The following is a 20764-nucleotide window of genomic DNA, read 5'->3' as shown; positions in this document are numbered from 1 at the left end:
GGACATGTCATTTCCCCGCCTGCGCCAGACGGCGATCGCCCTGGCCGTGTCGATGATGGTCGGACTGAGCGCCTGCGGCGGCGGCAGTGACGATCCGGCGCCGACGACGCCCGTCGTCGCGGCCTCGGTGCCGGACACGAGCATGCACTTCAACCGGGTCGCCACCTTCACGGTCTGCGCGCAGGTCGGTGCGTCCTGCGAATCGGCCACTCCCGTCAACGCCGAGATCGTGGCCGCCAGCAGCGATGGCATGACGCTGATCTACACCAGCGGCCTGAGCCAGCAGATCGGCTTCGTCGACATCACCGACCCGGCCGCACCGGTCGGGCTGGGCGCGCTGGCGCTGGGCGGCGAGCCGACCTCGGTGGCCGTGGTCGGGGCACATGCGCTGGTGGCGGTCAACACCTCGGCCTCGTTCACCGCGCCGTCGGGCAAGCTGGTGGTGGTGCACATCGCCACGCGCACCAAGGTGGCTGAACTTGACCTCGGCGGCCAGCCGGATTCGGTGGCGGTCAGCAAGGACGGCCGCTACGCCGCGATCGCGATCGAGAACGAGCGCGACGAGAGCGTCAACGGCGGCGCGATCCCGCAGCTGCCGGCCGGCCGGCTGGCCATCATCGACCTGGTCGGCGCCCCGACCGCCTGGACCCGCCGCGATGTGGCGCTGACCGGCCTGGCCGCGCTCTACGGCACCGACCCGGAACCCGAGTACGTCTCGATCAACGAGGACAACATCGCCGTCGTCACGCTGCAGGAGAACAACCACATCGCGCTGGTCGATCTCGCCACCGGCCAGGTCCGCGGGCATTTCTCCGCCGGCAGCGTGACGCTGAGCGATGTCGATCTGACCGACGAGCGGCCGAACCTCATCCAGTTCAACCAGACCCAGGCCGACCGCCTGCGCGAGCCCGACGGCGTGACCTGGGTATCGAAGACCCGCTTCGCCACCGCCAACGAAGGCGACCTCAACGGCGGCAGCCGCGGCTTCACCGTGTTCAACACCGACGGCAGCGTGGCCTTCGATGCCGGCATGGACCTGGAATACCGTCTGGCCCGCATCGGCCACACCAACGATCGCCGCAACGATGCCAAGGGCAACGAGCCGGAAAACGTCGCCTTCGGCCGCTTCGGCAGCACCGACTATCTGTTCGTGGCGTCCGAGCGCTCCAGCGTGGTGGCCGTCTACGACATGAGTCAGCCGACCGCGCCGGTCTACAAGCAGGCGCTGCCCGGCGCGCTCAGCCCGGAAGGCCTGCTGACGATTCCGTCGCGCGGCCTGCTGATCTCCGCCAGCGAGATCGACGATCGCAGCCTGCCGGCCCGTGCTGCCCTGAACATCTACGCCTACCAGAAGGCGGCACCGGCCTATCCGACGATCCAGTCCGCCGACCGCGCGGACGGCAAGCCGATGCCCTGGGCCGCCCTGTCTGGCATGGCTGCAGCGGCCAGCGGCAATACGGTCTACGCGGTCGATGACAGCTTCTTCCGCGCCAACCGCATCTTCACGGTCGATGTCGGCGTCACGCCCGCCGTCATCCGCAGCGAGCTGCGCATCACCGACGCCAACGATGTGCTCAAGACCTTCGGCGCCACGCTGCCGGCCGCCAAGGACAACCAGGCCTTCGACCAGACCGACGTGGCGGTGATGATCAACGCCGACAAGACGGTCAACCTGGATCCGGAGGGCATCTCGCTGGCCAGCGCCGGGGGCTTCTGGATCGCCTCCGAGGGCGCGGGCTCGAAGACGGCCTACGAGACGGGGCGCAACATCACCTCGGCCAACCTGCTGCTGCGGGTGTCGGCCACTGGCGTGATCCAGGAGGTGGTGACCCTGCCGGACGCGGTCAACGCGCTGCAGGCCCGCTACGGCTTCGAGGGCGTGGCCGAGTCGAACGGCAAGCTGGTCGTGCCGATCCAGCGCGCCTGGCTGGGCGAGACGATGCCGCGCATCGCGGTGTACGACCTCACCGCCAAGACCTGGCAGTTCCACTTCTACCCGCTGGACCCGGCGACCTCGCCCAACGGCGGCTGGGTGGGCCTGTCGGAAATCACCGCGTTGGGCAACAACCGTTTTCTGGTGGTCGAGCGCGACAACCAGAACGGCCCGGACGCCCGCATCAAGCGCCTCTACCGCATCGACCTGACGGGGGCCGTGGACGGCGGCACGCTGACCAAGACGCTGGTGCGCGACCTGATGCCCGATCTGCGCGCCACCAAGGGCCCGGTGCTGGAGAAGATCGAGGGCCTGGCGGTGCTGGCCAGCGGCGAGGTGCTGTTCGTCACCGATAACGACGGCGTCAACGACAGCAGCGGCGAGACCCAGCTGGTGCGGCTGGGCAAGATCCTGAACTGAAGTTGAGAGGGCGGGCCGCCCTCGGTTTCACATCGAGCGCCGATACTGCCCGCCGACCTCGAACAGCGCGCTGGTGATCTGCCCCAGCGAGCACACCCGCACCGCGTCCATCAGCACCTCGAACACATTGGCGTTGTCGATCACCGCCTGCTGAAGCCGCTTGAGCATCGCCGGCGCTGCCGCGGCGTTGCGGGCGTGGAAGTCGTTCAGGCGCTGGAGCTGCGACTGCTTCTCTTCCTCGGTGGAGCGCGCCAGCTCGATCGTTTCCGGGATCTCGTCGCCCTTCGGGTTGCGGAAGGTGTTGACGCCGATGATCGGGTACTCGCCGGTGTGCTTGAGCATCTCGTAGTGCATCGACTCTTCCTGGATCTTGCTGCGCTGGTAGCCGGTCTCCATCGCGCCCAGGACACCGCCGCGGTCGGCGATCTTCTCGAACTCGGCTAGCACGGCTTCCTCCACCAGCTCGGTCAGCTCGTCGATGATGAACGCGCCCTGGTTCGGGTTCTCGTTCTTCGCCAGGCCCCACTCGCGGTTGATGATCATCTGGATCGCCATCGCGCGGCGCACCGACTCCTCGGTCGGCGTGGTGATCGCCTCGTCGAAGGCGTTGGTGTGCAGCGAGTTGCAGTTGTCGTACACCGCGATCAGCGCCTGCAGCGTCGTGCGGATGTCGTTGAACTGGATCTCCTGCGCGTGCAGCGAGCGGCCGGAAGTCTGGATGTGGTACTTCAGCTTCTGGCTGCGGTCGTTGGCGCCGTACTTGTCGCGCATCGCCACCGCCCAGATCCGCCGCGCCACGCGGCCGAGCACGGTGTATTCCGGGTCCATGCCGTTCGAGAAGAAGAACGACAGGTTGGGCGCGAAGTCGTCGATGTGCATCCCGCGCGCCAGATACGCCTCGACGAACGTGAAGCCGTTCGACAGCGTGAAGGCGAGCTGGCTGATCGGGTTCGCGCCGGCCTCGGCGATGTGATAGCCGCTGATCGACACCGAGTAGAAGTTGCGCACGTCGTGGTGGACGAAGTAGGACGCGATGTCGCCCATGACTTTGAGGCTGAACTCGGTCGAGAAGATGCAGGTGTTCTGGCCCTGGTCTTCCTTGAGGATGTCGGCCTGCACCGTGCCGCGCACATTCGCCAGCACCCAGGCCTTGATCTTCGACGCCTCGTCGGCCGTCGGCTCGCGGCCGTTGTCGGCCTTGAACTTCTCGAGCTGTTGGTCGATGGCCGCGTTCATGAACATCGCCAGGATGCTCGGCGCCGGGCCGTTGATCGTCATGCTCACCGAGGTGGTCGGGTTGCACAGGTCGAAGCCCGAGTACAGCACCTTCAGGTCGTCCAGCGTCGCGATGCTCACGCCCGAGTTGCCGACCTTGCCGTAGATGTCCGGGCGCGGATCGGGGTCGGCGCCGTACAGCGTGACCGAGTCGAAGGCGGTGGACAGGCGCTTGGCGGGGATGCCCTCGCTCACCAGCTTGAAGCGGCGGTTGGTGCGGAAGGCGTCGCCTTCACCCGCGAACATGCGCGTCGGGTCTTCGCCTTCGCGCTTGAACGCGAACACGCCTGCCGTGAACGGGAAGCTGCCCGGCACGTTCTCCAGCATCAGCCACTTCAGCAGCTCGCCGTGGCACTCGAAGCCGGGCAGGGCGACCTTGCGGATCTTGTTGCCGCTGAGCGTGGTGTGGATCAGGCCGGTGCGGATCTCCTTGTCGCGGATCTTCACGACGTATTCGTCACCGGCGTAGGCCTTCTGCATCTCGGGCCACAGGGCGAGCAGCTTCTTCGCACCGGGGTCGAGCCGGGCTTCGCGCTCATCGGCGAGTTCGGTCAGTGCCTCGACGCCGCGGTTCTTGGCGGGATTGGACTGCTTGAACATCACCGCACTGGCGCGCAGCTGCTGGATCTCGCGGGCGAGCGTGGCCTGCTGGCGCACGCGGGCCTTGTAGCCGCGCACCGTGTCGGCGATCTCGGCGAGGTAGCGGGTGCGCGCCGGCGGCACGATCGGTGTCTGGTGCGTGCTGTGGCGGGTGCTGACCCGCGGCAGGCGGCCTTCGCTCAAGCTGAGGCCGAGTGCGCCCAGGCGGACCTTGAGCGCCTGGTACAGCGCCGTCACGCCGTCGTCGTTGAAGCGGCTGGCCATCGTGCCGAACACCGGCATCTGGTCCGGCATGACGGTGAAGGCTTCGCGGTTGCGCTGCACCTGCTTGGCGACATCGCGCAGCGCGTCGAGTGCGCCCTTGCGGTCGAACTTGTTGATCGCGACGAACTCGGCGAAGTCGAGCATGTCGATCTTCTCGAGCTGGCTGGCGGCGCCGAACTCGGGCGTCATCACGTACATCGGCACGTCGACGAAGGGCACGATCGCCGCGTCGCCCTGGCCGATGCCGGAGGTCTCGACGATGACCAGATCGAAGCCGGCCGCCTTGGCAGCGGCGATCACGTCGGGCAGTGCCGCCGAGACTTCCGAGCCGGTGTCGCGGGTGGCCAGGCTGCGCATGTAGACCCGCGCGCCGTTCGACCACGGGCCGGTGGCGTTCATGCGGATGCGGTCGCCGAGCAGCGCGCCGCCGCTCTTGCGCCGCGAGGGGTCGATCGAGATGACGGCGATGCGCAGCGCGTCGTCCTGGTCCAGGCGCAGGCGGCGGATCAGCTCGTCGGTCAGGCTGGACTTGCCGGCGCCACCGGTGCCGGTGATGCCGAGCACGGGCGTCTTGCTCGTCTTCGCCGCTTCATGCACGGCGGCGACCAGGCCCGCGTCGGCCTGGCCGTTTTCCAGCGCGGTGATGAGCTGCGCCAGCGCGCGCCAGGCGGCTTCGGTGTGGCCTTGCAGTGCGCTCAGGTCGGTGGGGGCGTAGCCCGACAGATCCTGGTCGCAGCGCATCATCATCTCGCCGATCATGCCGGCCAGGCCCATGCGCTGGCCGTCTTCGGGGCTGAAGATGCGCACGCCGTGGCTGTGCAGGTCGCGGATCTCGGCCGGCACGATCACGCCGCCGCCACCGCCAAAGACCTGGATGTGCGCGCCACCGCGCGCGCGCAGCAGCTCGACCATGTACTTGAAGTACTCGACATGGCCGCCCTGGTAGGAGCTGACCGCGATGCCCTGCACGTCTTCCTGCAGCGCGGCGGTCACCACCTCGTCGACCGAGCGGTTGTGGCCGAGGTGGATCACCTCCGCACCCATGCCTTGCAGGATGCGTCGCATGATGTTGATCGAGGCGTCATGCCCGTCGAACAGGCTGGCCGCGGTCACGAAGCGGACCTTGTGCGTCGGGCGGTAGCTGGCCAGGGCCTTGTGGTCGGCGGCGAGATCGGTCATCTGAGGGCTCCGAGGAACATCCGGACCGCGATTTTCGATTGACGTTTACGTAAACGTCATCTGGGGGGAACCCTTGTTGCACCGATCCGAACGACCGGGTGCCGGCTTTTGCACCGATCTGCGGCGAGGTGCACGGCCACGGGGCGCCAGCGCGATGCATCGACTTGAACCGCGGCGCTTCATCTGCGTGCGCTCGGCCCGGCGCATGCCTGTCGATGGTGCGCTGCACCCGTCGCTGGCACGCCGGCTTCGCTGCGGCGCGAAGATTTCGGCACGAAAGATCGTCTACGCCCGGGTTTTCAGGGGTTGGCACGGTCCCTGCAATACATGCAACGAGGCCTCGGCGACGGGGCTTCACTAGGTGGGACATTTTTGGACAACGGCGTCCGATCGTCCCGATGACCGGCGCAAGCCGGGTGTCGGACAACGATCGTGACGCCGCTTTTTTTTGCCGTCCCCGATTCTTCCCCTGGAGAGAGATTCCCATGACGACGCCCTCGATTCCTGTCAACCCGTCCCGACGCGACTTCATCCAGCGTGCCGCCGCCGTGACGGCTGCAGGCAGCGCGGTCGCCCTGCCCGGTGGTGCCTGGGCCGCCGGCTCCGATGCACCCGAGAAGAAGGAAGTGCGCATCGGCTTCATCCCGCTGACCGACTGCGCCTCGGTGGTGATGGCGTCGGTCATGAAGTTCGACGAGAAGTACGGCATCAAGATCATTCCGTCCAAGGAATCGTCCTGGGCCGCGGTGCGCGACAAGCTGGTCAACGGCGAGCTGGATGCGGCGCATGTGCTCTACGGTCTGGTCTACGGCGTGCACCTGGGCGTGAGCGGCCCGAAGAAGGACATGGCGGTGCTGATGACCCTGAACCACAACGGTCAGGCCATCACGCTGTCGAAGAAGCTGGCCGACAAGGGTGCGGTCGATGGCGCCGGTCTGGCCAAGGTCATGAAGGCCGAGCCGCGTGAATACACCTTCGCGCAGACCTTCCCGACCGGCACCCACGCGATGTGGCTGTACTACTGGCTGGCCGCCAACGGCATCAACCCGATGACCGACGGCAAGGTCATCACCGTGCCGCCGCCGCAGATGGTGGCCAACATGCGCGTGGGCAACATGGACGGCTTCTGCGTCGGCGAGCCGTGGAACCACCGCGCCATCATCGACGGCATCGGCGTGACCGCCACCACCACCCAGGACATCTGGAAGGATCATCCCGAGAAGGTGCTGGGCACGACGGCCGAGTTCGTCCAGAAGAATCCGAACACCGCACGCGCCATGATCATGGCCATCCTGGAGGCCAGCCGCTGGATCGACACCGGCCTGCAGAACAAGATGAAGATGGCCGAGGTCATCGCCGAGAAGTCCTACGTCAACACCTCGGTCGACGCGATCAACCAGCGCATCCTGGGCCGCTACCAGAACGGCATGGGCAAGACCTGGGACGATCCCAACCACATGAAGTTCTTCAACGACGGTGCGGTCAACTATCCCTACCTGTCGGACGGCATGTGGTTCCTGACCCAGCATCGCCGCTGGGGCCTGCTGAAGTCCGATCCGGACTATCTGGCCGTCGCCAAGACCATCAACAAGACCGATCTGTACAAGCAGGCCGCCGCGCAGCTGAAGATCAACGTCCCGAAGAGCGACATGCGCTCGAGCAAGCTGGTCGACGGCACGGTGTGGGACGGCACGAATCCGGCGAAGTACGCCGCCGGCTTCAAGATCCGGGCCGCCTGAGCGCGGTCCGCGACGACAAGAGACGCCCTGTCCCCCGTCCCAGGAGGTTCCCGACATGAATGCCGCCACCCTGACCGTTGCCGCATCCGCCGCACCGACCGCCCCGGCGACCCCGACCGCTCCGGTGCTCGACGCCGAGACCCAGGCCCGCATGAAGGCCCAGGCCGAAGCCATGGCCCGTGCCCAGCGCCTGCGCACGCTCACCCGCATGGCGGCCCCGGTGCTCGGTTTCGCCTTCTTCCTGCTGGTGTGGCAGGCGGTGGCGCACAGTGGCGACAAGCAGCTGCCCGGCCCGATTCCGGTCTGGGAGGCGGCGGTCAAGCTGTTCTCCGACCCGTTCTATGTCAACGGCCCGAACGACCAGGGCATCGGCTGGAACGTGCTGTCGTCGCTGCAGCGCGTGGCGGTGGGCTTCGGCCTGGCGGCGGTGGTGGGCATTCCGCTGGGCTTCCTGATCGGCCGCTTCTCGTTCTTCAACCAGATGCTCGACCCGATCATCAGCCTGCTGCGTCCGGTGTCGCCGCTGGCCTGGCTGCCGATCGGCCTGATGGTGTTCAAGGCCGCCAACCCGGCCGCGATCTGGACGATCTTCATCTGCTCGATCTGGCCGATGGTCATCAACACGGCGGTAGGGGTGCGGCAGGTGCCGCAGGATTACCTCAATGTCGCCCGTGTGCTGAACCTGTCGGAGCTGACGATCATTCGCAAGATCCTCTTCCCGGCGGTGCTGCCCTACATGCTGACGGGCGTGCGCCTGGCGGTGGGCACGGCCTGGCTGGTGATCGTGGCGGCCGAGATGCTGACCGGCGGGCAGGGCATCGGCTTCTGGCTGTGGGACGAGTGGAACAACCTGAACGTCGCGCACATCCTGATCGCGATCTTCGTGATCGGGGGGGTCGGCCTGCTGCTCGAGACGCTGCTGGTGGCGATCGCCCGCCGCTTTGACTACACCTGATTCACCGACTTCCGATTCTTCGGGGACCCTCACCATGAGCCAAGCCAATCGCTTCCTGCGCATCGAGAACGTCGGCATGTCCTTTCCGACCAAGAAGGGCACCTTCATCGCGCTGCGCGACATCAACCTGGAGGTGGCCCGCGGCGAGTTCATCTCGCTGATCGGCCACTCCGGCTGCGGCAAGTCGACGCTGCTGAACCTGGTCGCCGGCCTGACCACGCCGACCTCGGGCGTGCTGCTGCTCGACGACCGCGAGCTCAAGGGGCCGGGCCCGGAGCGCGCTGTGGTGTTCCAGAACCACTCGCTGCTGCCGTGGCTGACCTGCATGGAGAACGTCTATCTGGCGGTCGAGCGGGTGTTCGGCGCGACCGAGAACAAGGCCAAGCTGCGCGAGCGCTCGCTGGCGGCGCTGGATCTGGTCAACCTGAGCCACGCCAAGGACAAGCGCCCGGGCGAGATTTCCGGCGGCATGAAGCAGCGCGTGGGCATCGCCCGGGCGCTGGCGATGGAGCCGAAGATGCTGCTGATGGACGAGCCCTTCGGCGCGCTCGACGCGCTGACCCGCGCCAAGCTGCAGGACGAGATGATGAAGATCGTCGCCACCACCGGCTCGACCGTCATGATGGTCACGCACGATGTGGACGAGGCGGTGCTGCTGTCGGACCGCATCGTCATGCTGACCAACGGCCCGGCGGCGACCATCGGCGAGATCCATCAGGTGCCGCTGCCGCCGATCCGCGAGCAGTTCCGCCCGCGCCTGGAGATGGCGCATGACGCCGGCTACCTGGCCTCGCGCGAGGCGGTGCTGGAGTTCCTGTATCACAAGCAGGCGCATGTCGAGAAGGACGCGGCCTGAGCCGGGCACCGCCCGGTACAGCCTGGTACGGGGCTGAAGCGTTGTTTCTGCAACACAACCCGGATCACGGCTTGTCACGCGGGTGACGCATTGGCCTTGTGAAAACCTGACCCGACGGTACCCCGTCGGGTTTTTTCTTGTGCCAATCTGAAACAGCATGTCAGGGCTTCATGGGTCGGATCTGGCAGTTCTGGGCGCACAATCGGCTCATGCCGTGTGCGGAATGACGATGGCCAGCATCGCGCCGACACCGGCCGGAGGCATCCTTGGGCATTCCGTGCAAGACAGCGGCCGGCCACGCCGAGATGGCGGCCCGCGAGCAGCGCCTGTCGCAGCGTCACCGGCTGCTGCTGCTGCTGGTCGACGGACAGCGCACCCTCGAGGAGGTGGTCGAGCAGGGCCGGCGCTGCGGCGTGCCGCGCGGCTACATCGACGAGCTGTTCGCGCTCGGCCTGATCGTCATCGGGCCGCCGCCGACCGCGCCGATGCCGCTCGACGGGCCCGACACCGTCGGGCCGGGCAGTGCGGTCAGCGACACCGAGCTGGCCCGGCTCGATGCCACCGACGGCAGCTTTGCCCAGGCGCGCCAGGCGCTGCTGGATCTGCTCCGGGCCCATGCCCCGGTGTCAGGGGCAGTGATGATGCTGAGGGTCAGACGCGCTCGCTCTCGCGCAGAATTGCGGTCCCTGCTGCCTGACGTGCAGGTGCGACTGCAGCGCGTGCGGCCGCAGGGCGAGATGCGCGAGCAGCTGCTGCGCGTCGAGTCGCTGCTGGCGTCCTGAATCGCTGAAGTCCTGAATCCGGTCAGGCGTCAGGTGCCGGCTCCTCGATTCCTGTCTCTCTGCTGTCCTGTGGCGTTCTCATGAGTTTCCTGGTCATCGACATCGGCAACACGCGTCTCAAGTGGGGCCTGTACGAGGCGCCCCGGCCCGAGGCGGCCTTGATCGCGCAAGGGGCGGTCTTTCTCGAGGCCATCGATCGGCTGGCCGAGGAGGAGTGGGCTCGGCTGCCGGCGCCGCAGCGCATGCTGGGCAGCGCGGTGGCCGGTCAGGGCGTGCGCCGCCGCGCGGAGGAGCAGCTCGACCTGTGGGATCTGACGCCGCGCTGGGTGGTGTCGCAGCCGCAGGATGCCGGCGTGGTCAACGGCTACGAGCATCCGGCCCGGCTGGGCTCGGACCGCTGGCTGGCGCTGATCGGCGCACGCGCGCGGGTGCTGGCTGCGGGGCCGGCGCGGCCTGCGCTCGTGGTGATGGTCGGCACCGCGGTGACGATCGACGCGATGGATGCCGAGGGGCGCTTCCTGGGCGGGCTGATCCTGCCGGGCTTCGGGCTGATGCTCAAGGCGCTGGAGTCGGGCACGGCCGGACTGAAGGTGCCCACCGGCGAGGTGCGCGAGTTCCCGACCAACACCAGCGACGCGCTGATGAGCGGCGGCACCTACGGCATCGCCGGCGCGATCGAGCGCATGCACCGCCACCTGCTGCGCCGCTGCGGGGCCGAGCCGATGCTGCTGATGGGCGGTGGCGCGGCCGTCAAGCTCGCGCCCGAGACCGATCTGCCTTTCGAGCTGGTCGACACGCTGATCTTCGAGGGCCTGCTGCGCCTCGGGGCTCAGGAGTTCCCGGGCGGCTGATCGTCGTGCGCGGCAGGCGTCGGCGGCAGCCGGCGCTGCAGTGCCTGCAGCTCGGCGTGGGTGGCGTGCAGCTCGGTGCGCAGCCGACCGATCTCGGCGTGCAGGTCCTGCAGGATGTCGCGCTCGACCTGGCGCTCGGTGGTCTCGACCCACATTGCCGCAATCGAGGCCGTCACCAGCGACAGGATGCCGAAGCCCAGCAGCACGACGAAGACCGAGAAGATCTTCGAGGCTGGCGTGCTCGGCACCACATCGCCGTAGCCGACGGTCGCCGCGGTGGTGAAGGCCAGCCACAGGCCGTCAGCCAGCGTCGGCGTGAGCGGCTCCAGCCACCAGAAGCCGGCGCCGCACAGCAGCAGCACGCCCAGCGCGGTGCCCAGCATGGCCGGCAGGCTGTCGCGTGCGAGCAGGTGACGCAGGCACCAGACCATGTGCATCAGCGTCAGTGCGGCCGTCAGCGAGCGCAGCACCAGTGCGGGCGTCGAGGTCGAGCTGGGCGGCAGCAGGGCCGAGATGAGTAGCCCGCCGATCAGCAGTCGCGCCAGGAGCCGGCGCAGCCGTGGCGTTTGACCGTGGTGCCGGCGCTCGGCGAGCACGACGACCAGCGCCGCGATCAGGTAGGTCGCGGCGGCGGCGGGCGAGCCGCTGCCTGACAGCAGTTCGAGATAGAAGGCGGGAATCGTCGCGACCAGGCTGCACAGCAGCAGCCAGTGCCGCGGCAGGCGCGAGGGCATGAACGAGAGTGTCGACGGTGATCGCTCCGGAGCCATGCGATCAGCCTAGCAGAGCGCGCCCGCAGGCCGGTGCGTCCGGACCTGCCGCACCGGGTTCAGGGCGGGGCGACGGTGCGGGCGCGCTGCCAGGCCTGCAGGGCCGCGGCGTCCATCGGCGCGCCGATGCCCATGCCCTGCAGCTGGTCGCAGCCATGCGCGAGCAGGAACTCGCGCTGCGCCTCGGTCTCGACGCCCTCGGCGACGACCGTCAGGCCCAGGCCGCGTGCCAGCTCGATGATCGCGCCGGCGATCGCTGCCGATTCGCGCTGATGCGGCAGCTCCCGCACGAAGGAGCGGTCGATCTTCATCTTGTCGATCGGCAGCTCCTTCAGATGGCTCAGCGAGGAGTAGCCGGTGCCGAAGTCGTCGACCGAGAGCTTCACCCCGAGCTGGCGCAGCTGGGCCAGCCGCGCCAGCACGCCGGGCACATCGTCCATCAGCATGCGTTCGGTCAGCTCGAGCTCGAGCCAGCCGGGAGGCAGGGCGGTCTCGGCCAGCAGCTGCTCGATCGAGGCGACGAAGTCGGGCGCCTGGAACTGCAGCGTCGACAGGTTGACCGCCACCGTCAGCGGCAGACCGGCCTCATGCCACAGGCGCGCCTGGCGCGCGGCCTCGCGCAGCACCCAGGCGCCGATCGGCACGATCAGCCGGTGCTGCTCGGCCAGCGCGATGAAGGCGTCGGGCACCAGCAGGCCGCGCTCGGGATGATTCCAGCGGATCAGCGCCTCGACGCCGACGAAGCGGCCATCGCGGGCACAGACCTGCGGCTGGAACAGCAGCGCGAACTCCTGCTGTGCGATCGCCTGGCCGAGCTGGCCCTCCAGCACCAGGTTGTCCCGCGCCAGGCTGACCTGGCGGGGCTCGAAGAAGACGCTGTGGGCACGGCCTTGGGCCTTGGCCGCATGCAGCGCCGCGTCGGCATGCTGGATCAGCACATCGGGCGTGTCGCCGTCGTCCGGATAGACCGCGATGCCGATCGAGGGCGTGATCGAGATGTCCTGCGACGAGCCGGCGATCCGCACCGGACGCGCCAGCGCCTCGAGCAGCTTGCGCGCCACATGGGCGATTGCCTCGCGGCTGCGCACGCCCGGCAGCAGCACGATGAACTCGTCGCCGCCGAAGCGCGCCACCCGGTCGGTGCTGCGCACCCGCTCGCCCAGGCGGCTGGCCAGGGTCTTGAGCAGCGCATCGCCCGCGGCATGGCCGAGCGAATCGTTGACCCGCTTGAAGTGGTCGAGGTCGATGAACAGCAGCGCCAGCCGGGTGTCGGAGGCCCGGGCGGCGACCATCAGATGCTCGAGCTGACTGAACAGCGCGTGGCGGTTGGCCAGGCCGGTCAGCGCGTCGTGATGCTCCAGGTAGTGCAGCTGGTCCTGCACGTCGCGGCGCTCGCGGATGTCGCGCAGCACCGTCATGCGCATCGGCGCGCCGCGCTGCAGCGTGCCGCGCTCGATCAGCTCGACCGGAATGCGCCGGCCGTCCTTCGCGATCAGGCTGGTCTCGATGCACAGATCCTCCTGCGCATCGAGCCGGCGCGCCAGCCGGGACTGGCATTCCGGCGCGATCAGACCCAGCAGCGGCCGGTCCAGCAGCTCGTGCAGCGACTGGCCGATCAGCGTGCACAGCGCCGGATTGGCATCGACGATGTGGCCGTCGCGGTGGAAGACGATGCCCTCGACGCCTGCCTGCATGAAGCGCGCAAGCCGCTCCTCGGACTCGAGCAGCGCCCGCTCGGCATGGTGGTGGCGGCTGTGGTCGCTGACCAGCAGGTACAGGCCGTGGCGGCGACCGCGTGCGTCGACATGCGGCGCCAGCGTCAGCTCGGCCCAGATCACGGTGCCGTCGGCCAGCGTGAGCCACTGCTCGTTGCAGACCGCCTCGCCATCGCGTTCGAGCTGCGCGGTGGCGGCCTGCAGCCAGTCGGCCAGATCCGGGGTGACCGCGCCGGCCAGCGGCTGGCCGATCGGGCCGCGTTCAGAGGCGGCCGGGCACAGCGACTGCACGAAGGCCCGGTTGGCATAGCTGCAGCGCAGCGCCTCGTTCTCGCAGTAGGCCATCAGCACCGGGGCGCTGTCGGCCAGCCAGCACAAGCGGTCGCGCTCCCGGCGAAAGGTCGGCTCGGCCACCTGCGGCGCGCCGACCTCGCGCACCAGCGCCAGCGCCTGAGCGGCCTGTGCACCGGCCGGCCAGGACAGGTCCAGCTGCAGCCAGCGCCCGGCTGCGGCCTGCAGCGGCTCGATCGGCCCGCGGTGCCGGTCGGCCAGCGCCGCGAGCAGCCGCTCGCGTCCGGCCGGCTCGAGCATGAGCCCGGCGCCCGCCAGCTCCTGCCCGCGCAGGTCGAGCGCCACCGCGGGCAGGCCGAGCAGGGCGGCGGCGGCCAAGGCAGTCTCGAGTTCCGGGGCAATCGGGCAGGGCATGTCGAAAATGATGAAATCGCCCCGCATCCGGGCGCAATCCGGGCGGGGCCGGGTCATCATATCGGTCACGCCCCGGTCCGGCCGGGGTGTTCCCTCCCCCTGTTCAGGGTGGTACCGCGTGGAATGTCAGAGGATGTAACGCGACAGATCCTCATTGCCGGCCAGCTCGCCCAGGCGTGCATCGACCTGCGTGGCGTCGATCGACACCGTCTCGCCGCTGCGCCGCGGCGCGTCGAAGGAGATGTCGTCGAGCAGGCGCTCCATCACGGTCGAGAGCCGGCGTGCGCCGATGTTCTCGGTGCGCTCGTTGACGCCGTGCGCGATCTCGGCGATGCGCCGGATCGCGCCGGGCTGGAAGTCGAGCGTCACGCCCTCGGTGGCCAGCAGCGCCTGGTACTGCTTGAGCAGGCTGGCGTGCGTGCTGCTGAGAATCGCCTCGAAGTCGTCCACGCTCAGCGAGCCCAGCTCGACGCGGATCGGGAAGCGCCCCTGCAACTCCGGGATCAGGTCGCTCGGGCGCGACAGGTGGAAGGCCCCCGAGGCGATGAACAGGATGTGGTCGGTGCGCACCATGCCGTGCTTGGTCTTGACGGTGGTGCCCTCGACCAGCGGCAGCAGGTCGCGCTGCACGCCCTGGCGCGAGACGTCGGCGCCGCCGCTGCCCTCGCCCCGGCTGGCGACCTTGTCGATCTCGTCGATGAAGACGATGCCGTTCTGCTCGGTGCTGTGCAGCGCGCGGGTGACGATCTCCTCCTCGTTGACCAGGCGCTGCGCCTCCTCGTCGATCAGCAGGCGGCGCGCCTCGGCGATGGTCAGCTTGCGGGCCTTGCGCTTGCCCTGACCGAGCTGCGAGAACATGCCCTTCAACTGCTCGGCCATGTCCTCCATGCCGGCCGGGCCCATGATCTCGACCGCGGGCCGCGCCTCGGCGACCTCGATCTCGATCTGCTTGTCCTCCATTGAGCCCTCGCGCAGGCGCTTGCGGAAGGTCTGGCGCGCGGTGCTGTCGACCGGCGCTGGCGCGGGGGCCGCCGGCTCGGCGAAGCCGAAGCCCAGGCCGCCCAGGCCGGGTGCGGCGGCCGGGCGCGGCGGCGGCACCAGCACGTCGAGAATGCGCTCCTCGGCGGCGTCCTCGGCGCGGTGGCGCATCAGCTTCACCTGGCGGTCGCGCTCCTGCTTGACGGCGCTCTCCACCAGGTCGCGGATGATGGTGTCGACGTCCTTGCCGACATAGCCCACCTCGGTGAACTTGGTGGCCTCGACCTTGATGAAGGGCGCGTCGGCCAGTCGGGCTAGGCGCCGGGCGATCTCGGTCTTGCCCACGCCGGTCGGGCCGATCATCAGGATGTTCTTCGGCGTGATCTCGGGGCGCAGCTTCTCGTCGACCTGCTGGCGGCGCCAGCGGTTGCGCAGCGCGATGGCCACGGCGCGCTTGGCGCCTTGCTGGCCGACGATGTGGCGGTCGAGCTCGGAGACGATCTCCTGCGGGGTCATGGCGCTGCTCATGGGGGTGCTCCGGCTCATTCCAGGGTTTCGATGGTATGGGACTGGTTGGTGTAGATGCACAGGTCGCCGGCGATCTCCAGCGAGCGCTTGACCACCTCGGCCGGCGCCATCTCGGTGTGCTGCAGCAGCGCGCGGGCGGCGGCCTGCGCATAGGCGCCGCCTGAGCCGATCGCCACGATGCCGTGCTCGGGCTCGAGCACGTCGCCGTTGCCGGTGATGATCAGCGAGGCGCTGCGGTCGGCCACCGCCAGCATGGCCTCGAGGCGGCGCAGCACCCGGTCGGTGCGCCAGTCGCGCGTGAGCTCGACGGCGGCGCGTACCAGATGGCCCTGGTGCTTTTCCAGCTTGGCCTCGAAGCGCTCGAACAGCGTGAAGGCGTCGGCGGTCGCACCGGCAAATCCGGCCAGCACCTGCTCGCGGTAGAGCTTGCGCACCTTGCGCGCGCTGGACTTGACGACGATGTGGCCGAGCGTGACCTGGCCGTCGCCGCCAATGGCCACGGTGTTGCCGCGACGCACGCTGACGATGGTCGTGCCGTGAAAGGATTCGGTGGACATGATAGGGCGTGGGCTCGCTGAGGGCGTGGACAAGGCAGAGGGCAGATGGGGCGCGCCGCAGCGCTTGCAAGGGCTGCGGTGGCGGGGCGCGGCGAGGAGGGCGCTCAGTCGCGGCGGATGGCCACGCGCGCCTGTTCGGTGATGCCCATGGCGCCGCAGAACAGCGCCACCAGCCGGTGCGCATCGACGAAGGTGACGTGGCGACCCTCGCCACGCCGGCCGATGACCCAGTTGAGCAGGTCGCCGGCGGCGATGAAATCGATGCGCATCAGCCGCGCGCAGGAGATGTGGATGATGCTCGACTTGCCGATCTGCTCGTCCATCGACAGCAGCAGCCGGCTGATGTCGCCGAGCAGCTGGCCGTTGAGCTCGACCTGCGCCACCTCCAGCATGCCCTCGTCGGGCGACTGCGACTCCATGAAGCTGGTGGCGACATCGGCGATGCCGGTGGTGGGCGTCTCGACCACCACCTGCCCGGAGGCGTCCGACAGCCGCACGCTGCAGCGAGCCGGCATCCAGGAGGGCGGCGAGACCTCGTAGGTCATGCAGTAGTCGATCGCGGCCTGATCGAATTCGTTGGTGCGGTGCGCCAGGCGCAGCGCTTCCATGCGCAGCAGCCAGAAGGCCGGGTCGGCGTCGCGCATGCCGTTGGGCGCCATCTCGGCCAGCACCGCCAGCATGCGGTCGGCGCCGATCCAGCGCATCTCGATCGGCTCGTCCGACCATTCATGCAGCAGCCGGTGCAGCATGCCGGCGGCCTGCGGCTCGATGCGCCGCAGCGGCCGCCAGTCCAGCACCCAGGGCAGCGGCATCTGCAGCAGCTGGGCGCGCAGCTGGCCGACCGCATCGACCTCGAGCCGCTCCGGGCTGACCCAGCCGAGATGGCCATCGATCTGGGCCGGCATGCCCGGGTTGCCGGACGCATGCTGCGTGTCCTGGCGCTTCGCGTCGGAGGCGAGCTGCGGGATCGAGAACCACTGCGGCGGCGACATGCCGAAGCGCTCCTGGTAGTCGAGCGCAGCCGCATCGAAGCGGGTCTGGTTGCCGGTGGCGCGGTAGTGGTCGAACAGCACATGCCAGGTCTCGGCATGCCGGGCTCGCGGCCCGCTCAGGCTGATCAGCGCCAGCAGCGAGCGTTCGCACAGCTCGAAGTCGGCATTGGCGAAGGCGATGACCGCCTCGTCCAGGTCGGGATCATGGGCCAGCTCGGACACCAGCACCTGATCGCCGCCCTCGACACCGGGGCCGTGCACGCTGATGCGTCCCGGGTTGGCGGTGCTCGGGCCGCTGTCGGTGCGCATCAGCACCGATTCCATCTGCATCGGCGCCGTTGGCTTGAAGGCGTCCGACAGGTGCGGGCTGGTGGCCATGACCTGCGGCGCGGTGGTGGCGTCGAAGCGCGACTCGATGCGCGGTGGCGCAGGCCGCCCCATGACCGCGGCGCCGCGGCGCTGCGTCAGGCCTTCGCCGACCATCTGGCGCTCGATCGCGTCGATCTTGTCCTTGACGTCGTCGCCGTCGGGGCGGGTGCCGTAGCTGTCGTGGCTGCGCACCTCGGAGTCGTCGAGGTGGGACAGGCCCTCCAGGCCCTCGAGGCCGGCGAGCCGGTCGCCGGTCAGGCCTTCACGGCGGATGCGGCGCAGCGCGTCGAACTCGCGCTTGCGCACGAAGTCGTTGCGGCGCTTGCGCTCGATCATCGCCTTGAGTTCCGAGCGGGCGTAGTCGTCCTGACGGGAGTCGGATTCGCTGCCGTTCAGATCTGCCCAGTCGGTGGTCGGGTTGAGCGCGAAGCGCACCACCTTGCGGAAGAACCCGCTTTTCGGGGAGTCCTTGGAGTCAGCCATGTGTGTTGCCTGATGGCGCTGCTGACGGCGCTTCGCGCGGACTCCGGCCGTCTCCCCGGAACATCGTCTGCGGTCAGTCGCCGAAGAGCTTTTGTTTCAGTTCCCTGCGCTGCTGCGCTTCCAGCGACAGTGTAGCGGTCGGGCGTGCCAGCAGGCGGCCCAGGCCGATCGGTTCGCCGGTTTCGTCACAGTAACCGTAGTCACCGGCATCGATGCGGCTGATCGACTGCGAGATCTTCTTCAGCAGCTTGCGCTCGCGGTCGCGTGTGCGCAGCTCCAGGGCGTGCTCTTCCTCGATGGTGGCGCGATCGGCCGGATCGGGCACGATCGAGGTGTCCTCGCGCAGGTGCTCGGTGGTCTCGCCGGCGTTGGCCAGCAGGTCCTCCTTCTGCCGCTGCAGGCGCGAGCGGAAGAACTCGAGCTGCTGGTCGCTCATGTACTCGCTGTCGGGCATGGCCAGCAGCTCGGCATCCGTCAGGTCGCGGCCCGCCTTGGTCTTCCAGGCGTTGGCGAGGTTCGGGTCGGTCTTCAGGTCGTTCTGGGGCATGGGAGCCTCGGGTGGCTGGCAGTGGAGAAGGCCGTGATGGCCACCGGGTCGATCGTGCCGATTCCGGGCGCGCGGATTGTAGCGATCTCGGCCTGCGCAACGCTGATCCGCGGCAGGGCGTGGCGCATCCGCTGCATTTGCTTCATCCGCTCGGGGGAAGGGTCGCCAGCGATTGTCGCCAGCCTCAGGCCAGGCACTGGCTCAGGCCAGCCTGGAACACGTCGCGCGGCAGGTCGATGCCGATGAAGACCATGCGGCTCTCGCGCTTCTCGCCGGGCATCCATTTCGGACCCAGATCGCTGCCCATCAGCTGGTGCACGCCCTGGAAGATCACCTTGCGCTCGGTGCCCTTCATGTTCAGCACGCCCTTGTAGCGCAGCATCTTCGGGCCGTAGATCTGCACCACCGAGCCGAGGAAGTCCTCCAGCTTGGCCGGATTGAAGGCCTTGTCCGAGCGGAAGACGAAGGACTTGACGTCGTCGTCGTGGCGATGGTGATGCGCGTGATCGCAGGCTTCGCCGGGCGCGTGGTCGTGGCCGCAGTCGTGACCGTGCTCATGACCGTGCTCATGACCGTGGTCATGGTCGTGATGGGGGTGGCCGTGGTCGTCGGCGTCGAGGAAGGCCGGGTCGATCTCGAGCTTGGCGTTGAGGTTGAAGCCGCGCAGGTCGAAAACGTCCTTGATCGGCACGACGCCGAAGTCGACGCGGTGCTGCGGCGCGCGCGGGTTCATGTGCTTGATGCGGTGCGACAGCGCGTCGAGCGTGCCAGCGTCCACCAGGTCGGCCTTGCTGAGGAAGATCTGGTCGGCGAAGCCCACCTGGCGGCGCGCCTCCTGGCGGGTGTCGAGCTGCGTGTCGCCGTGCTTGGCATCGACCAGCGTCAGGATCGAGTCGAGCAGGAAGCTCTCGGCGACCTCGTCGTCCATGAAGAAGGTCTGCGCGACCGGGCCCGGATCGGCCAGGCCGGTGGTCTCGATGACGATGCGGTCGAACTGCAGCTCGCCCTTGCGGCGCTTCTCGGCCAGCGTGGCCAGCGTCGAGCGCAGATCCTCGCGGATGGTGCAGCAGACGCAGCCGTTGCTCATCTGGATGATCTGCTCCTCGGTGTCGGCGACGAGGATGTCGTTGTCGATGTTCTCCTCGCCGAACTCGTTCTCGATGACGGCGATCTTCTGGCCGTGCGATTCGGAGAGCACGCGCTTGAGCAGCGTCGTCTTGCCCGAGCCGAGAAAGCCGGTCAGGATGGTCGCGGGAATGAGGCCGTTGGACATGGCGGGCAGCAGGTCAGGGGAAAAATGGATGGACGACTGTCTGTCAAGCCCCCGGGCCTGTCAAGTCGACCCCGGTCCTTGCGGTATTCTTCGTCCATCTTCACTTCCGGCACACACCGTGTCCGAACCCCAGCCGAGTTCCCGCAGCACTGCGGACCACCGCAGCCTGTTCGCGCGGGTGATCGAGTTCATCTCTCCCGGCCCCGACTCGCGCGACGAGCTGATGGAGACGCTGGCCGACGCGGAGCGGCGCGAGCTGATCGATCCCGAATCACGCGCGATGCTCGAGGGCGTGATCCGCATGGCCGACCTGACAGCAGGCGATGCGATGGTGGCCGCACCCCGCATCGACATGATCGACATCGCCACCCCGTTCGACGAGGTGCTCGACGCGGTGGCCAGCACCGGACATTCGCGCTTTCCGGTCTTCGAGGACTCGCGCGACAACATCATCGGCGTGCTGCTGGCCAAGGATCTGCTGCGCACGCGCGGCCTCGGCGCGCCCGACCTGCGCACGCTGCTGCGCCCGGCGCTGTTCGTGCCCGAGTCCAAGGGCCTCAACGAGCTGCTGCGCGACTTCCGCTCCAACCGCAACCACCTCGCCATCGTCATCGACGAGTTCGGCGGCCTGGCCGGCATGATCACCATCGAGGATGTGCTCGAGCAGATCGTCGGCGAGATCGAGGACGAGCACGACGAGAAGCGCGAGGGCGAGTCCGGTCTCTACACCCTGACCGATGGCAGCTCGCGGGTGGCGGGCGACGCGGCGGTGGTGGCGGTCAACGCCCATTTCGCCACCGACCTGCCGGCCGACGAGTTCGAGACCATCGGCGGGCTGGTGGCGCACAGCAACGGCCGCGTGCCGCGCCGCGGCGAGAGCGTCGACGTCGGTCCGCTGCGCTTCGTGGTGATGCTGACCCGCGGCGGCGCGGTGCGCTGGTTCCGGGTGTCGCGCGTGTCTGCGGGCGACGACGCCAGCGGTGGCTGAGCGCG

Annotated in this window: 15 protein-coding genes; 7 read left to right on the top strand and 8 right to left on the bottom strand. The window is 68.6% G+C overall.

What is annotated here, in order from left to right:
- Nucleotides 1-4: 4 nt before the first annotated feature.
- The gene (locus BW996_RS05335) at nucleotides 5-2353 is read left to right on the top strand and encodes an esterase-like activity of phytase family protein (RefSeq protein ID WP_037477431.1); all 2349 of its coding nucleotides are present in this window, start codon (nucleotides 5-7) and stop codon (nucleotides 2351-2353) included.
- A gap of 27 nt (nucleotides 2354-2380) precedes the next feature.
- Here the strand turns inward: BW996_RS05335 and icmF are convergent, their stop codons facing one another.
- Nucleotides 2381-5671 (bottom strand): fused isobutyryl-CoA mutase/GTPase IcmF, encoded by a 3291-nt coding sequence (gene icmF / locus BW996_RS05330; protein WP_037477433.1) that lies wholly within the window; start codon nucleotides 5669-5671, stop codon nucleotides 2381-2383.
- A gap of 485 nt (nucleotides 5672-6156) precedes the next feature.
- Between icmF and BW996_RS05325 the strand changes: the two genes are divergently transcribed.
- The 5 genes from BW996_RS05325 to BW996_RS05305 all read left to right on the top strand — a co-directional run bounded on the left by BW996_RS05325 (nucleotide 6157) and on the right by BW996_RS05305 (nucleotide 10854).
- Nucleotides 6157-7410 carry a CmpA/NrtA family ABC transporter substrate-binding protein gene (locus tag BW996_RS05325; RefSeq protein WP_037477435.1) on the top strand — a complete coding sequence of 418 codons (1254 nt, stop codon included), beginning with the start codon at nucleotides 6157-6159 and terminating at the stop codon, nucleotides 7408-7410.
- Between the two features lie 55 nt (nucleotides 7411-7465).
- Nucleotides 7466-8365, top strand: coding sequence for a nitrate ABC transporter permease (gene ntrB, locus BW996_RS05320; protein WP_076458723.1), 900 nt, complete (start codon nucleotides 7466-7468; stop codon nucleotides 8363-8365).
- A 34-nt stretch (nucleotides 8366-8399) separates the two neighbouring features.
- A complete protein-coding gene (locus BW996_RS05315; protein WP_037477437.1) occupies nucleotides 8400-9221 on the top strand; it encodes an ABC transporter ATP-binding protein in 822 nt (273 codons plus the stop codon).
- Nucleotides 9222-9487: 266 nt separating this feature from the next.
- A complete protein-coding gene (locus BW996_RS05310; protein WP_076458721.1) occupies nucleotides 9488-10003 on the top strand; it encodes a hypothetical protein in 516 nt (171 codons plus the stop codon).
- 80 nt (nucleotides 10004-10083) lie between these two features.
- Nucleotides 10084-10854, top strand: a complete 771-nt coding sequence (locus BW996_RS05305) for a type III pantothenate kinase (RefSeq protein ID WP_037477441.1) — start codon at nucleotides 10084-10086, stop codon at nucleotides 10852-10854.
- Here the strand turns inward: BW996_RS05305 and BW996_RS22055 are convergent.
- The 7 genes from BW996_RS22055 to BW996_RS05270 form a co-directional block, all read right to left on the bottom strand.
- The gene (locus tag BW996_RS22055) at nucleotides 10833-11588 is read right to left on the bottom strand and encodes a potassium channel family protein (protein ID WP_241461798.1); all 756 of its coding nucleotides are present in this window, start codon (nucleotides 11586-11588) and stop codon (nucleotides 10833-10835) included. The genes BW996_RS05305 and BW996_RS22055 overlap by 22 nt on opposite strands.
- Nucleotides 11589-11683: 95 nt before the next feature.
- The gene (locus BW996_RS05295; RefSeq protein WP_139330759.1) at nucleotides 11684-14008 is read right to left on the bottom strand and encodes a putative bifunctional diguanylate cyclase/phosphodiesterase; all 2325 of its coding nucleotides are present in this window, start codon (nucleotides 14006-14008) and stop codon (nucleotides 11684-11686) included.
- A gap of 162 nt (nucleotides 14009-14170) precedes the next feature.
- Complete coding sequence (hslU, locus tag BW996_RS05290) at nucleotides 14171-15550, bottom strand: ATP-dependent protease ATPase subunit HslU (RefSeq protein WP_051631438.1); 1380 nt, start codon at nucleotides 15548-15550, stop codon at nucleotides 14171-14173.
- A gap of 14 nt (nucleotides 15551-15564) precedes the next feature.
- On the bottom strand, nucleotides 15565-16107 hold the full coding sequence (gene hslV / locus BW996_RS05285) for an ATP-dependent protease subunit HslV (RefSeq protein WP_037477443.1): 543 nt from the start codon (nucleotides 16105-16107) through the stop codon (nucleotides 15565-15567).
- Between the two features lie 104 nt (nucleotides 16108-16211).
- Nucleotides 16212-17951: a hypothetical protein gene (locus BW996_RS05280; protein WP_037477445.1), complete on the bottom strand. Its 1740-nt coding sequence runs from the start codon at nucleotides 17949-17951 to the stop codon at nucleotides 16212-16214.
- 73 nt (nucleotides 17952-18024) lie between these two features.
- On the bottom strand, nucleotides 18025-18498 hold the full coding sequence (dksA, locus tag BW996_RS05275) for an RNA polymerase-binding protein DksA (protein WP_037477448.1): 474 nt from the start codon (nucleotides 18496-18498) through the stop codon (nucleotides 18025-18027).
- Between the two features lie 184 nt (nucleotides 18499-18682).
- Nucleotides 18683-19771, bottom strand: a complete 1089-nt coding sequence (locus tag BW996_RS05270) for a CobW family GTP-binding protein (RefSeq protein ID WP_037477450.1) — start codon at nucleotides 19769-19771, stop codon at nucleotides 18683-18685.
- 118 nt (nucleotides 19772-19889) lie between these two features.
- Between BW996_RS05270 and BW996_RS05265 the strand changes: the two genes are divergently transcribed.
- The gene (locus BW996_RS05265; protein WP_037477452.1) at nucleotides 19890-20759 is read left to right on the top strand and encodes a CorC family transporter; all 870 of its coding nucleotides are present in this window, start codon (nucleotides 19890-19892) and stop codon (nucleotides 20757-20759) included.
- Nucleotides 20760-20764: the final 5 nt, after the last annotated feature.

Source organism: Sphaerotilus natans (genome assembly GCF_900156335.1).
GTDB lineage: Bacteria > Pseudomonadota > Gammaproteobacteria > Burkholderiales > Burkholderiaceae_C > Sphaerotilus > Sphaerotilus natans.
Note: the sequence above shows the minus strand (reverse complement) of the source record. Positions and strands in the feature narration are given on the sequence as shown.